Source organism: Streptomyces griseochromogenes, from assembly GCF_001542625.1.
Classification (GTDB): Bacteria; Actinomycetota; Actinomycetes; order Streptomycetales; family Streptomycetaceae; genus Streptomyces; species Streptomyces griseochromogenes.
Window position 1 is genome coordinate 3,861,125 of sequence record NZ_CP016279.1, and the last position, 13,097, is coordinate 3,874,221.

14 protein-coding genes are annotated in these 13,097 nt (G+C 72.5%); 4 read left to right on the forward strand and 10 right to left on the reverse strand.

What is annotated here, in order from left to right:
• Positions 1 to 4: 4 nt before the first annotated feature.
• Together AVL59_RS16325 and rpmF are read right to left on the reverse strand one after the other, a co-directional pair.
• Positions 5 to 1,009 carry an LLM class flavin-dependent oxidoreductase gene (locus AVL59_RS16325; protein ID WP_067304675.1) on the reverse strand — a complete coding sequence of 335 codons (1,005 nt, stop codon included), beginning with the start codon at positions 1,007 to 1,009 and terminating at the stop codon, positions 5 to 7.
• Between the two features lie 59 nt (positions 1,010 to 1,068).
• Positions 1,069 to 1,239 (reverse strand): 50S ribosomal protein L32, encoded by a 171-nt coding sequence (rpmF, locus tag AVL59_RS16330; RefSeq protein ID WP_067304677.1) that lies wholly within the window; start codon positions 1,237 to 1,239, stop codon positions 1,069 to 1,071.
• 89 nt (positions 1,240 to 1,328) lie between these two features.
• Between rpmF and AVL59_RS16335 the strand changes: the two genes are divergently transcribed.
• A complete protein-coding gene (locus tag AVL59_RS16335) occupies positions 1,329 to 1,820 on the forward strand; it encodes a phosphatase domain-containing protein (protein WP_067304679.1) in 492 nt (163 codons plus the stop codon).
• A 13-nt stretch (positions 1,821 to 1,833) separates the two neighbouring features.
• On the opposite strand, the gene AVL59_RS16340 is transcribed toward AVL59_RS16335, so the two are convergent.
• Positions 1,834 to 2,049, reverse strand: coding sequence for a dodecin (locus AVL59_RS16340; RefSeq protein ID WP_067304682.1), 216 nt, complete (start codon positions 2,047 to 2,049; stop codon positions 1,834 to 1,836).
• Positions 2,050 to 2,304: 255 nt separating this feature from the next.
• Here AVL59_RS16340 and AVL59_RS16345 point away from each other — a divergent pair, with 255 nt between their 5' ends.
• Positions 2,305 to 3,561, forward strand: coding sequence for an extracellular solute-binding protein (locus tag AVL59_RS16345; RefSeq protein WP_067304685.1), 1,257 nt, complete (start codon positions 2,305 to 2,307; stop codon positions 3,559 to 3,561).
• A 1-nt stretch (position 3,562) separates the two neighbouring features.
• Here the strand turns inward: AVL59_RS16345 and egtD are convergent, their stop codons facing one another.
• From egtD to egtA, 4 genes are read right to left on the reverse strand one after another with little or no spacing between them, the layout of a single operon-like run.
• Positions 3,563 to 4,525: an L-histidine N(alpha)-methyltransferase gene (gene egtD, locus AVL59_RS16350; RefSeq protein ID WP_067304687.1), complete on the reverse strand. Its 963-nt coding sequence runs from the start codon at positions 4,523 to 4,525 to the stop codon at positions 3,563 to 3,565.
• On the reverse strand, positions 4,522 to 5,337 hold the full coding sequence (gene egtC / locus AVL59_RS16355) for an ergothioneine biosynthesis protein EgtC (RefSeq protein WP_067304690.1): 816 nt from the start codon (positions 5,335 to 5,337) through the stop codon (positions 4,522 to 4,524). Before egtC ends, egtD begins: the two co-directional genes overlap by 4 nt.
• A complete protein-coding gene (gene egtB / locus AVL59_RS16360; RefSeq protein WP_067304693.1) occupies positions 5,337 to 6,674 on the reverse strand; it encodes an ergothioneine biosynthesis protein EgtB in 1,338 nt (445 codons plus the stop codon). The genes egtC and egtB overlap by 1 nt, the downstream gene beginning before the upstream one ends.
• Positions 6,671 to 8,020 carry an ergothioneine biosynthesis glutamate--cysteine ligase EgtA gene (gene egtA / locus AVL59_RS16365; protein ID WP_067304696.1) on the reverse strand — a complete coding sequence of 450 codons (1,350 nt, stop codon included), beginning with the start codon at positions 8,018 to 8,020 and terminating at the stop codon, positions 6,671 to 6,673. The genes egtB and egtA overlap by 4 nt, the downstream gene beginning before the upstream one ends.
• Positions 8,021 to 8,296: 276 nt before the next feature.
• On the opposite strand from egtA, the gene AVL59_RS16370 reads away from it, so the two are divergent.
• The gene (locus AVL59_RS16370; protein ID WP_067304699.1) at positions 8,297 to 9,124 is read left to right on the forward strand and encodes a TIGR02452 family protein; all 828 of its coding nucleotides are present in this window, start codon (positions 8,297 to 8,299) and stop codon (positions 9,122 to 9,124) included.
• 5 nt (positions 9,125 to 9,129) lie between these two features.
• On the opposite strand, the gene AVL59_RS16375 is transcribed toward AVL59_RS16370, so the two are convergent.
• Positions 9,130 to 9,576 (reverse strand): type II toxin-antitoxin system PemK/MazF family toxin, encoded by a 447-nt coding sequence (locus AVL59_RS16375; protein ID WP_067304702.1) that lies wholly within the window; start codon positions 9,574 to 9,576, stop codon positions 9,130 to 9,132.
• 82 nt (positions 9,577 to 9,658) lie between these two features.
• Here AVL59_RS16375 and AVL59_RS16380 point away from each other — a divergent pair, with 82 nt between their 5' ends.
• Positions 9,659 to 11,263 carry a hypothetical protein gene (locus AVL59_RS16380; protein ID WP_067304705.1) on the forward strand — a complete coding sequence of 535 codons (1,605 nt, stop codon included), beginning with the start codon at positions 9,659 to 9,661 and terminating at the stop codon, positions 11,261 to 11,263.
• Here the strand turns inward: AVL59_RS16380 and AVL59_RS16385 are convergent.
• Positions 11,260 to 12,747 carry an SPFH domain-containing protein gene (locus AVL59_RS16385; RefSeq protein WP_067304707.1) on the reverse strand — a complete coding sequence of 496 codons (1,488 nt, stop codon included), beginning with the start codon at positions 12,745 to 12,747 and terminating at the stop codon, positions 11,260 to 11,262. The genes AVL59_RS16380 and AVL59_RS16385 overlap by 4 nt on opposite strands.
• A gap of 131 nt (positions 12,748 to 12,878) precedes the next feature.
• Complete coding sequence (locus AVL59_RS16390) at positions 12,879 to 13,097, reverse strand: hypothetical protein (RefSeq protein WP_208870388.1); 219 nt, start codon at positions 13,095 to 13,097, stop codon at positions 12,879 to 12,881.

The following is a 13,097-nucleotide window of genomic DNA, read 5'->3' on the forward strand; positions in this document are numbered from 1 at the left end:
CCGCTCAGCCGCGGGGCGCGAACAGCGAGGCGAGGCGCCGGTGGGAGTCCAGCAGCGCCGCACGATCGTACGTGCTGGTGGTGACGAGGACTTCGTCGGCGCCCGACTCCTTGAGGACCGTCTCCAGCTCATGGGCGACCTGGTCCTCGGTGCCGGCGATGTGCCCCGCGAGGCCGGACTCGTAGAACTCCCGCTCCTTCGCGGTCATCGTCCTGGCCCCGGTCTCCTCGGCCGGGGCCAGGGGCGGGAAGGTGCCATGGGTCCGTGAGTACGCCATGGCCCAGGCCTCCGGGACGAGCAGCCGCCGGGCGGCCTCCTCGGTCCCGGCGACCGCGATGGTGCCGGAGATCACGACGTACGGCTCGGACGCCCAGGGGGAGGGGCGGAACAGGGAGCGGTACTCGTCGATGCCGCGCAGCATCTTCTCCCGGCCCCGCAGGTCCCCGATGACCATCGGCAGCCCCGCACGGGCCGCGATCCGCGCGCCCTCGCCCATGGCCAGCACAAAGGGCGGTACCCGCAGGCCCTCCGCCGGGCGGGCGTGCACCCCGGTCGGCGAGGTGCCGGCGAACCAGCCGAGCAGCTCGCCGAGCCGCGCCGCGAAGTCCTCGGCGTCGTCCTTGTCCCGCCCGAGGGCCTTGCGCACTCCGTTGGTGAAGCCCACCGAACGGCCGAGCCCCATGTCGATCCGGCCCGGGAAGAGCGACTCCAGCACGCCGAACTGCTCGGCGACGACGAGGGGTTGGTGATTGGGCAGCATGACCCCGCCGGTGCCGACCCGGATCGTGCGGGTCGCGCCGGCCACGGCGGCGGCGAGCACGGTCGGGGCGGACCCGGCGACCCCGGGCACGCCATGGTGCTCGGACACCCAGAAACGGTGGTAGCCGAGCGCCTCCGCTTCCCGCGCCAGCGCGACGGTGTCCCGCAGCGGCTCGGTGTGCGGGCGGCCCTCGCGGGTGCGGGAGCGGTCGAGGACGGAGAACCTGGTTCGGGCGATCACTGCACTCACGCAGGGTTCAACACCGTGGCCGTCCGGGCATTCCCGCCGTCGAACGCGTCGTCGCCGGTTCAGTCCCCGGGGCGCAGGAGCCCGCGCTCGTACGCCTTGACCAGATGCTGCGGTACCAGGTGCCGGACGCCCCCGACCGTCACGGGTACCAGCGCCGGGGTGTTCGCCTTCCACCGGGCGCGGCGGTGCCGTGTGTTGCTGCGGGACATCTTCCGCTTGGGAACGGCCACGGGATTCCTCCTCGGTACTGCGGACGGGTACCGAGGAGGCTATATGAAAATGGATTCCATTAGCAATTCGATGAGGCTAGGGTGGCTGGGTGACCGACAGCAGCGAGCGCCGCATCACCGTGTTCGACCTCGACAACACCCTCGCCGACACCGCGCACCGGCAGCACTTCCTGGAGCAGCGCCCGCGGAACTGGGCCGCGTTCTTCGCGGCCGCGCCCGAGGACCCGCCGCTCGCCGAGGGTGTGACACTCGCGCTGGAGCAGGCCCGGGAGTGCGAGATCGTGTATCTCACCGGGCGGCCCGAGCGGTGCCGCCGCTCCACGCTGGCCTGGCTCGCCGCCCACGGACTGCCCGAAGGGCGCGTCCATATGCGGGGCAATGCCGACCGCAGGCCCGCCCGGTTCACCAAACTGGAGGTCCTGCGCCGGCTCGCCCGGGACCGTGAGATCCGGTTCCTCGTCGACGACGACGAGTTGGTGTGCGACGACGCGGAGCGGGCCGGATTCACCGTCGTGCGGGCGCGCTGGGCGGCGAAGTCCGCCGTGCTTCAGGACGCCCAGGCGCGGGAGGGCCGGACCTGAGGGCGTCGTTGGATCACTCCCCGTCCTCGATGCGGAAGCCCACCTTCAGGCCCACCTGGTAGTGCTCGATGTGCCCGTTCTCGATCTGGCCGCGGACCTGGGTCACCTCGAACCAGTCCAGGTTGCGCAGAGTCTGGTCGGCGCGTGCGATGCCGTTGCGGATGGCCTGGTCGATGCCCTCGTGCGAGGTGCCGACGATCTCCGTGACCCGGTAGGTGTGGTTCGACATGCAGGTGCTCCTCTCCGCCGTGAGGCGAAAGCGGTGCGCCTCACGTCCGCCGTGACGGGTGTGTCACGCCGTACTCCACCGTGCCGTATCCCTGCCCGGCGCGCGAGGCGTCGCCTCTGTGTCCGGGGGGCGCTTGACCAATGGATTGGTCCATACCAAAATCCCGTTCACCCGCACGAACCCCGGTGTTCGTCCCCCCACGTCGGGCTCCCTTCCCTGTCCGCATCGCCCGGGCAAGACAGAACAGGACCCCTCGTGAGACGTCGTCTGCTCGTCCTCCTCTGTGTCACCGGCTCACTCGTCAGCGCCTGCGGGGTCCTTCCCGGCGAACACCAACGGCACACCGTCACCGTGTGGCTGATGAAGGACAGCGCCTCGAAGGACTTCCTGCGGCGCTTCACCGAGGACTTCGAGCACACCCACCAGGACCTCCGTCTCGACATCCGCATCCAGGACTGGACCGGCGTCGTGGCGAAGGTCCGGCGGGCGCTCAGGGCCGACGCCAAGGGCGGCCCCGACGTCATCGAGGTGGGCAACACCCAGGTCGCGCAGTACGCCGACGACGGCCGGCTCGCCGACCTGACACTGGAGTCGATGCGCGACTGGGGCAAGGACGACTGGCTGCCCGGCCTCGCCGAACCCGGCAAGGACGGCAACAAGCAGTACGGGGTGCCCTGGTACGCGGCCAACCGGGTGGTGATCTACCGCAAGGACCTCTTCGCCCGGGCCGGCATCACCGCCCCGCCGAAGACCCGCGAGGCGTGGCTCGCGGACACCCGCAAGCTCGACTCCGGCGGCGACCAGGGGGTCTACCTCGCCGGACAGGACTGGTACACCCTGTCCGGCTTCATCTGGGACGAGGGCGGCGAGCTGGCCGAGCGGAAGGACTACGAGTGGCGGGGCGCCCTGGACACACCGGCCGCGCTGCGCGGCATGGACTTCTACCGGCGGCTCCAGGCGCTCGGCGCGGGGCCCGTGGACGCCGACGAGGAACACCCGCCCCAGGCCGGGGTGTTCGCCGGCGGCAAGGTGGCACAGATCATCGCCGTTCCGGGGCTCGCCCGGTCGATCGTGCGGCAGAACCCCGGCCTCAAGGACAAGCTCGGCTTCTTCCCGGTGCCCGGCAGGACCGCCGCCCGGCCCGGCACGGTCTTCACCGGCGGCTCCGACCTCGTCGTCCCGCAGAACACCGACGACCAGTTCGCCGCGACGGCTGTCATCGGGGCGCTCACCGGGGCCAAGTGGGACACCGAACTCGCCCGCACCATGAACTACGTGCCCAACAAGACCACCCTGGCGGGCGCGGTGGCGGGGGAGGAGGGGGTCGCCGCGATGGCGGCGGGCGCCGCACACGGACGGGCGACCCCCCGCAGCCCCCAGTGGGCGGCGGTCGAGGCCGACAACCCGATCAAGGGGTACATGACCGAGGTGCTTCGCGGGGCCGACCCGGCGAGGGAGGCCCGCCGGGCCTCCCGAAGGATCACCGAAGCCCTCGCCACCGACCTGGGCTGAGCTACGACACCACGCTGAGCGACAGCGCGAAGCGACCTTCGGCGTCCGTCCACCAGTGGGTCAACTCAAGACCGGCGGCGCCCAGTTCCGCACTGACGCCGTCCCTGCGGAACTTCGCCGACACCTCCGTGCGCAGCTCCTCGCCCGCCGCGAAGTCCACGGCGAGGCCGAGCGCCGGGACCTTGACCGTCTGCGCGGTGCGGGAGCGCAGCCGCATCTCGATCCACTCCCGCTCCGCGTCCCACAGCGCCACATGATCGAAGGCGTCGGGGTCGAAGTCGGCGCCCAGCTCCCGGTCGACGACGGCCAGCACGTTCTTGTTGAACGCGGCCGTCACCCCGGCCGCGTCGTCGTACGCCCGGACCAGTACCCGCTCGTCCTTGACCAGGTCCGTGCCGAGCAGCAGCCCGTCGCCCGGCGCGAGCAGGGAACGCACGGACGCCAGGAACTTCTCCCGCTCGGCGGGCAGCAGGTTGCCGATGGTGCCGCCGAGGAACGCCAGCAGCCGGGGCCCGGGAGTTTCGGGCAGGCTCAGTGGGGCCGTGAAGTCCGCGATGAGCGCGTGGACTTCGAGGTCCGGCCGCTCCTCGACGAGCGCTCGGCCGGCCTGGGTGAGCGCACTCTCGCTGACGTCGACCGGAACGTACGCCTCCAGGGAGGTGAGCGCGTCGAGCAGGTGGCGGGTCTTCTCCGAGGAGCCGGAGCCCAGTTCGACCAGGGTGCGGGCACGGCTCGCGGCGGCGATCTCACCGGAACGGGTGGTGAGGATCTCGCGCTCGGCTCGCGTGGGGTAGTACTCGGGCAGCTCGGTGATCTGCTCGAACAGCTCGCTGCCCCGCGCGTCGTAGAACCACTTGGGCGGCAGCGACTTGGGATTGACGGTGAGGCCGGCGAGGACATCGGCGCGCAGCGCGGCGTCCGTGGCGTCCTCGGGGAGGGTGCGGGTGACACGCAGGGGACTCACGTACAGGGCTCCTTCGGTGATGGGGATGTCCCCGCTCGAGCGGAGTCGAGAGTGGGGGAGGACGCCGGATCCTCCAGCGGGGCGAGCAGCACGCCGGTGCGGCTCGCCGTGAGAACGGTGCGGTCGGGGATCTCCTGCCAGAGCGGGTCGTCGTCGTACGGTTCGGAGGCGACGACCGTGCCGGAGTCGGGCTCCGTGCGGTACCAGAGGCTGTCGCCCCAGGTGGTGGCGGTGATGCTGGTGCCGTCGGTGAGCAGCAGGTTCAGCCGGGAGGCGGGGGCCGCCTCGGCCAGCCGGCGAACGGTTTCCCCCAGGGCGTCGGCGGGTTCGTCACCGCAGCGCAGCCGGTGCTGGACCAGGGCCCACACGAACGCCGAGTCGGTGCGCGCCTGGAGCGAGAGCAGATCGACCGGGGGCAGCGAGGGCACCAGGGGTGCCGCCGCGTCCGGCCAGCCCGCGATCGCGCCGTTGTGACTGAACAGCCACCGTCCGGCGGCGAAGGGTGCCGCCGCGGCCTCGCCGTCCGCACCCGGGAGGGTCGCGTCACGCACGGCGGCGAGCAGCGCACCGCTGCGCACCACCCGGGCCAGATCGGCGAAGGACAGGTCCCCCCAGATCGGCCCGGCCCGCCGGTAGCGGGCCGGGACCGGATCGTCCTGGGCGTACCAGCCCACGCCGAATCCGTCGGCGTTGACCGTCCCGTACCGCTGCCGCTCCGGTGCCCACGACTGCCGGTACAGACTGTGCGGGGGCTCCACGAGGAGCCGCCCGAGCGGCTCCTCGGGTCCCAGATAGGCCAGATGGCGGCACATCAGAGGGCCTCCGAGCGGGCGGTGCGGAAACCGGAGAAGATCTGCCGGCGGATCGGGTAGTCCCAGTTGCGGAACGTGCCCCGGCAGGCCACCGGGTCCACGGCGAACGAACCGCCGCGCAGCACCTTGTGCTCGGAGCCGAAGAACACCTGCGAGTACTCCTTGTACGGGAACGCCCTGAACCCCGGGTACGGCAGGAAGTCGCTCGCCGTCCACTCCCACACGTCGCCGATCAACTGCCGTACACCGAGCGGGGATTCACCCTTCGGGTAACTGCCGGCGGGGGCGGGGCGCAGATGCCGCTGGCCCAGGTTGGCGTGCTCCGGCGCCGGATCGGCGTCGCCCCAGGGGTAGCGGTTCGAGCGTCCGGTGGCCGGGTCGTGGCGGGCGGCCTTCTCCCACTCCGCCTCGGTGGGCAGCCGGCGCCCGGCCCAGCGGGCGTAGGCGTCCGCCTCGTACCAGCACACGTGCATCACCGGCTCGTCGGGCGGTACGGCCTCGGTGATGCCGAACCGGCGCCGGAGCCACTGCCCGCCGTCCCGGCGCCAGAACAGCGGGGCGGTCAGGGAGTGCTGCCGGATGTGCGCCCAGCCCTCGGGCGTCCACCAGCGCTCGGTGTCGTAGCCGCCGTCCTCGATGAACGCCGTGTAGGCCGCGTTGGTCACCGGCGTCGTGTCGATCCAGAACGGTGCCACGTCCACCGGGTGCGCCGGACGCTCGTTGTCCAGCGCCCAGGGCTCGGTGGAGGTGCCCATGGTGAACGGGCCGCCGGGGACGAGGACTTCGGCCGGGCCCGCGAACAGCTCGGCCGGTTCCGGGTCGGGTGCGGTCAGGGCCTGCGGGCCCTTGCGCAGCTGATGGGTGATCAGCATCGTCTCGTCGTGCTGCTGTTCGTGCTGGGCGATCATCCCGAAGGCGAAGCCGGCCTCGGTCAGCCGGCTGCCGTGGAAGTCCGCGGCCGCCAGCAGGTCCAGGGCCCGGCCGCGCACCTCGGCCGCGTACGCGCGGGCCTCGGCGGGCGCCAGCAGCGGCAGCGAGGGGCGCTCCGAGCGCGGATGCTCGAAGGCGTCGTACAGGCCGTCGATCTCGGGCCGCATGGCCTCCCGGCCGCCGACCGCCCGCAGCAGCCACAGCTCCTCCTGGTTGCCGATGTGCGCGAGGTCCCACACCAGCGGGGACATCAGCGGGGAGTGCTGGGCGGTGAGGTCGGGGTCCTCCACGCAGCTGGTCAGCAGCGTGGTGCGGGCGCGGGCGGTGGTGAGCGAGGCGAGCGCGCGCTCGCGCAGCCCCTCGCCGTCCGCCTCGGTGGGCGTGGCCTCGGTCTCAGGGGCGGTCATGTGCGGATGTCCTTCCTCCCGTGGATGGTGGGGGTCCCCCCGGTCGAGCGCAGCCGAGTCTGGGGGATGTCGGTCTCGCGCAGACGGTCCAGCAGGTCGTCGGCGGGGCAGCGGCCCCGGACGACGTAGCGGTTCAGATACGCCGCCACGGCGTCGATGACCGGGGATGTGGCGCCGAGCCGGGGCAGGGCCTCCAGCGCCGCCGTGAAGCAGGCGACGGCGGCCTCCCGCAGCTCGGCGTCGGCGAGACCCTGCCGGGCCGCGTCGATCCACAGCGGATTGTGCGGGGCGGGCAGGTTCAGGGCCCGCTCCGCCAGGGGTTTCACCGCCCGGTACGCGGCTTCGGCGGCCTCCGGGTCGTCGAACAGCGCCGCGGTCACCGCGAGCGGCACGATCCAGCCGTCGTCACCGGGCTGCGCGTCGATCATCCGCAGCTCCAGGTGGCCGCGAGGCCGCACCGGCGGGAACAGGGTGGTCAGGTGGTAGTCGAGATCCGCCCGGGTGGGCGGCCGGGGCGAGCGCGACCGGGTCCAGGCGCGGAAGGTCAGGCCCTCGGGCACGTCCCACGGGCCGCCGTCGTGGCGGACGCACATCACCGGGGCGTCCAGCACATGGCGGGCCCAGGCGGTCCTCGGCGGCCCGTCCGCCGGGGGAGCGCCCGCGCGGCCGGCGCCGATCTCCGTCCACAGCAGCTGCCGGGTGGAGCGCCAGCCCGTGGGTTCCCGGCCGACCAGGGGGGAGTTCGCGAACGCCGCCACCAGCACCGCGCCCAGGTGGTGCGCCAGCCACCAGCGCCGCTCGTGTCCGAGCGGGCCGGGTTCTTCGTATCCGGCGTCCACGCACACCTGGACGGAGGCCGAGGTGCACATCATGTGCCGCCCGGCCGTGCCGGTGCGGTCGAGGCAGACCTCCATGGCGTCGTAGCGCGGTTCGCGCAGGAACCGGCGGGGTGTGTGCCAGGGGTCGTGGCCGAAGCCGACCAGTCCCAGGCCGTCCTCGGCGAGGACCGCGCGGACGGTGTCCAGGTCGGCGGAGACGGTCTCTATGAGCTCCGTCAAGGAGGCGGCGGGCGGCGAGCTGAGCTCCAGCTGGCCGCCGGGTTCGACCGTGAGGGGGGACCTCAGCGGCACGGTCCGCAGGGCGGCGTAGGCCGCTTCGAGTCGTTCGGGTGCTACCGGGAGCTGCGGCAGCCGCAGCTCGTGGACGAGCCATTCCACTTCGACCCCGAGAGTGCGGGGCGGGCCGGTCTTGAAGCAGATGCCCTGGACGAGGGCGTCCACCTCGGCTTCGGTGACGGCGGTACGGTGCTCCGTACAGTCGCCACAGTCGTCCATGGAGTCGGACATGTCGGGATCCTCCTGAGATTCCACCATGCCACCGGCGTGGCTCTCGCTGAGCCCGCGCAGGCACTCGTCCCACCCAAGACCTTCGAATCGATTCGCACAAGGGCGCCGAAGAGGGCGTTCCGGATCGGTAATCTCCGTTTTCTGACTCGTTTCCAGGCCGTTCCGGTACCGGGAAACTCCGTTGCACAGCATCACCAGCATCGCCCAGGATCGGTGCATGAGCACGACGGGGACGGCCGCGCAGGCCGTGATCAGGGCGTCCACGGGGGTGGCGCCGTGAGTGCGCGCCTGCGCGGCATCGCCATGGAGACCGAGGAGATCGTGGCGGCCGGCGGGTATCGCGCGCCGGACGGCCGCGAGGTGTCCGTGGCCGCCGCGACCGAGGCCGCCCGGGCGGGGACACGGATGTACGGCCCCGAGCCGGTGCCGGTGCCCACAGACCGGGACGAGGAGCCGTTCTTCGAGGTTACGGGCGAGAGCAGCCTCGAGGCCGCCCGCCGGCTGGCCGACGCCCCGGTCGCCGTCCTGAACTTCGCCTCGGCCCGCAATCCGGGCGGCGGCTATCTGAACGGCGCCCAGGCCCAGGAAGAGGCCCTGTGCCGTGCCTCGGCGCTGCACACCTGCCTGCTCGAAGCCCGCGCCTTCTACGACCACCACCGGGCCCACCGCGACCCGTTCTACACGGACCGGGTGATCCACAGCCCTGCCGTGCCGGTCTTCCGTGACGACCGGGGCCGGCTGCTGCCGGAGCCGTACCTCGCGGGGTTCCTGACGGCGGCGGCGCCCAACGCGGGTGTCGTACGACGTACGGCGCCGGAGCGCGCCGGCGAGCTGCCGGCCGCCCTGGCCGCGCGGGCCGGGCGGGTCCTGGAGACCGCCGCGGCCCACGGCTACCGGCGGCTGGTGCTCGGCGCCTGGGGCTGCGGCGTCTTCCAGAACGACCCGGCGCAGGTCGCGGGCGCCTTCCGGACGCTCCTCGGCCCCGGCGGGCGATTCGCGCGGACGTTCGACCATGTCGTGTTCGGCGTCCTGGACCGTACGCCGGGAGCGACGGTCCGGGAGGCCTTCGTGCGGGCGTTCCCGGAGCGTCTGCCGCGGCCCTAGGGGTGTCAGGTCCAGCCGTACCGCTCGTGGAGCCGCTGCCTGACCAGGTTGAAGCGCATCCGGTCGAGCGCGCACGCCTCCCGGCGCATGCCCTCCTCGTGCAGCCGCAGCACCCGGTCCACATCCACCCACGAGTCACGGCCGGTCCGGTCCCAGGGGCCGCTGCCGATGGCCACCCACTCCCGGTCCCCGTCGTGCCGCTTGCTGGACAACTGGACGGCGAGGAAGGTGCCGGCCGCTTCCCGGGCCACCACCAGCACCGGGCGGTCCTTGCCCCGGCCGTCGTTCTCCTCGAACGGCACCCAGGTCCACACGATCTCGCCGGGGTCGGGGTCGCCGTCGTGGGCGGGGGAGTATTCGGTACGCACCCGGCCGACCTCGTGCGGGTCGGCCTCGGTGGTGGCGTGCGGGCCCTGGCGGCCCGGGACGTTCTCATCGGTGTACGTGCTCACGCAGGCACCCTAGTGGTCCCATACGCTCGGGGATCAGGGGGCCTTGGGGGCCGGAACATGACGTACGGGGGGTATCCGGGACATGCGCACGCCTGAACAGATCTGGGAGGACGCCGATCTGCCCACGCGTCGGCTCGCCGGGCTCGCGCTCAATCCGTCCGCGTCCGTGGACGTCCTGCTGAGGCTGCTCGCCGACGCGCCCCCGGCCGTGCGGATGGTGCTGTGCCGGGACCGGGATCTGCCCTTGGCCGTCGTGGACGCGGTGGTCGAGCATCCCGACCGGCGTACGCGTGGTTTCTTCGCGGCCAATCCCCACGTCGATCCCGCTCAGCGGGCACGCCTGTTGCACGACCAGGACTGGTTCGTCCGCGGCCACCTCGCCGACGGGCCGCTTGTGAGCTTTCCCCACCGGCCCAGGCCCCTGCCCGACGAAGCCATCGTCCACATGATCTGCGCGTACGAAGCCGAACACCTGGGCTCGTACCGTTTCCACCAGCAGATGTCCGCCGCTCTGATCCAGTCGATGCCCACGCACCCGGTGCCGGAGGTCCGCTGCTGGGGAGTCAGCGGCTGGGGGCAGCTGCCCGCGGACACCAGGGCCGTACTGCTGGCGGACCCCGACGACAGCGTGCGGGAGCGGGCACAGAACCATGCGCGGTACGAGGACCCGGCCTGGGTGGAGAGCGTGCTGCCCGCCCGACCGTGCCATGGCCGCACCGACATCTTGCTCCAACGGGCCCTCAGCAGAGCCGTCGTGGACAGCGTGCTCACCGCTCCGGCGCAACCGGACGAAAGGGCCACGATCGCGGGAAACCCCACTCTGCCGCCCGACGTGGTGGTCCTCCTGGCCGCCGATCCGGACCCGAAGGTACGGGAACGGATCGCCCGCCGTCCGGACCTCCGGCCCACCGAACGCCGTGCGCTCGTCGACGATGCGGATCCCGAAGTGCGCAGGGCGGCCGCGCACCACCCGGATCTCGGGCCGGCCGAGCGCGCTGCCCTCGCGGCGGACCCCGATCCGGGGGTGCGGCTGGCCGTGTCCGTCCACCCCGCCCTGACCGAGGAGGAACGGGCCCGGATCGACTACGAGGTCCCCATGGACGGCCGTTTCGGGTTCCGTCACGTGTCCGTGCGGCCGGAGCCCCGGGACCCCGAGGCCGTCCGCCGCAAGGCGCTCTCCGGTCACCCGATGCTGCGCCGCGAGGCCGCCGAGGACCGCGCGTTGCCGACGGACCTCGTGGCACGCCTGGCCGAGGACGACGACCTCGGCGTGCGCGTACTGCTGGCCCAGAACCATCCGGAGGCCCCGGAAGCCCTCCTGCTGCGCAGCTTCCTGGAGTACACCGGCCCCGAACGCGAGAACCTGATCGCCCGGCCGAACTTCCCGCATGCCGGTCTTGCCGCCCTTGCCGACCACGAGGACCCGCGGGTCCGCGCCCTGGCCGCCCGCGACCCGGACACCGCGCCGGCCACCGCGGAGCGGCTCACCCGGGACCCGGACCCGGACGTACGGGTCGCGCTGGCCCGCCATCCGAACCTGCCGCGGCCCCGCCTCGCGGAGCTCCTCCACGACGAGGAACTGGCCCACGCCGCCGCCGCGAACCCGGCGCTGGACCCGGCCACGATCGACCGCCTGCTGACGACGGACGGCCGGAGCCCCGACGCGGACCCCGGCCCGGCCGCCTAGTCCTCCCGCTCCACCGGCACCTTCTGCGACGCGGGCGGCACGACCCCGTTGCGGGACGGTGAAGTGCCGTTGTCCGTCTGCCCGTTCTCGTTCATGGACGCGAGCAGCCGGCGGGCGAGGCCGAGGCCCGTACCGCCCATGGTGAGCGCCTTGGCGAACAGCTCGGACATTCCGTCGGCGCCGTTGAGCAGCACCATGTTGTCCACGTTGCCGAAGGCGGACGCGCCGGCCCGGACGATCTCCGGCCAGTTCTCGGCGAGTTGCTGGGCGACCACCGCCTCCTGGTTCTCGGCGAGGGCGGCGGCGCGAGCCTTGATGGCCTCCGCCTCCGCGAGACCCTTGGCCTTGGACGCCTCGGCCTGAGCCAGACCCTTGGCCTGTGTGGCGGCCGCCTCGGCCTCACCCGTGGCCCGGGTCGCCGCGGCCGTGGCCGTACCCCGGGTCTTGGTGGCCTCCGCCTCGGCGCCCGCGGCCGTCTTGACCCGGGTCGCCTCGGCCGCGGCCGCCAGCTCGGTCTCCTTCGCCTTCGCCTGTGCCGCCGAGATCCGCGCGTCGCGCTCGGCCTCGGCCAGCGTCCGCTTCTCGTAGGCCTTGGCGTCGGCCGGCTTGCGGACGTCCGCCTGGAGCTGCTGTTCCCTGCGGTGCGCCTCCAGTTCGGCGACCCGCGTCTCCTGGACGACGACCTCCTGGCGGGCGGCCGCGTCGGCGAGCGGACCGGCCTGGCGGGACTTCGCCGCCGCCTTGTCCCGCTCGGCCTGGTAGCCGGCCTGCAGGATCTCGCTGTCCCGGGTGGCCTCCGCCATCCGGGCGTACGACTGCTGCTCGGCCTCGGTGGCGAGACGATTCGCCTCGGCCTGCGCGATGCGCGCGTCCCGCTGCACGGCCGCCGCGTGCGGCATGGCCAGGTTCTGGATGTACCCGGTCGGGTCCTCGATCTCGTGGATCTGCAGCGAGTCGACGATCAGGCCGAGCTTCTCCATCTCCGTACCGCAGGCCGCCCGGGTCTGCCCGGTCAGCTTCTCCCGGTCGCGGATCATGTCCTCGACCGTCAACCCGCCCACGATGGACCTGAGATGACCGGCGAAGACGATGTGCACCCGCTCCGACATCAGCCGCTGCTGGTCCAGGAAACGGCGGGCCGCGTTGGCGATCGACACGAAGTCGTCGCCCACCTTGAAGATGACCACGCCCCGTACCTCGAGCGGAATGCCCTGGTGGGTCACGCAGTCCACGTGCAGCTCGGTCTCGTTCAGGTCCAGGGAGAGCTTGCGCACCGCCTGCACACCGGGCAGCACCAGCGTGCCGCGCCCGGTGACGATGCGGAATCCCATGCCCTCCTCAAGGCCCTCGGTACGGTGCGTGGACCCGGAGATGATGAGCGCCTCGTTCGGCTCGGCGACCCGCCACATCATCTTGAACAGACCGATCACGACGAGGACGGCAACGACGGCCGCCCCCGCAACGACGCCGATGACCATCGGCATTCGCCCCCTTTGCATGGTGCCCGTCCGGCACCGAACGAAGGGAGTGTGCGCCTGCCGCGACGTGCCGAGAAGACGCTGATGAATCCTTGTTGCAGTCTTGACACACGCCCCTCACCTGGGGCGGAGCATGCTCAACTGTCGTATGCGGCGGTGACGTAGACGGTCCTCGGCGGCAGGTACTCCACCACCATCACCACCGTGCCGCGCTCGATGCGGCCCGTGCCGTCGGCGGCGTAGGCGAGGAAGTGCTCCGCGCCGCCGCGCACCCGGACGATCACCTCGCCGACCAGGCCGGGCCCGATCGTCCCCGTCACCCGCCCCATGAGCCCGACCATCGACGCATCGTCCAT

Coding starts and splice junctions, on each gene's coding strand:
- egtB (WP_067304693.1), bottom strand. CDS start 6,674: ATGACCGCCCCTGAGACCGAGGCCACGCCCACCGAGGCGGACGGCGAG.
- egtA (WP_067304696.1), bottom strand. CDS start 8,020: ATGTCCGACTCCATGGACGACTGTGGCGACTGTACGGAGCACCGTACC.
- AVL59_RS16340 (WP_067304682.1), bottom strand. CDS start 2,049: ATGTCGAACCACACCTACCGGGTCACGGAGATCGTCGGCACCTCGCAC.
- AVL59_RS16390 (WP_208870388.1), bottom strand. CDS start 13,097: ATGGACGATGCGTCGATGGTCGGGCTCATGGGGCGGGTGACGGGGACG.
- AVL59_RS16380 (WP_067304705.1), top strand. CDS start 9,659: ATGCGCACGCCTGAACAGATCTGGGAGGACGCCGATCTGCCCACGCGT.
- AVL59_RS16385 (WP_067304707.1), bottom strand. CDS start 12,747: ATGCCGATGGTCATCGGCGTCGTTGCGGGGGCGGCCGTCGTTGCCGTC.
- egtC (WP_067304690.1), bottom strand. CDS start 5,337: ATGTGCCGCCATCTGGCCTATCTGGGACCCGAGGAGCCGCTCGGGCGG.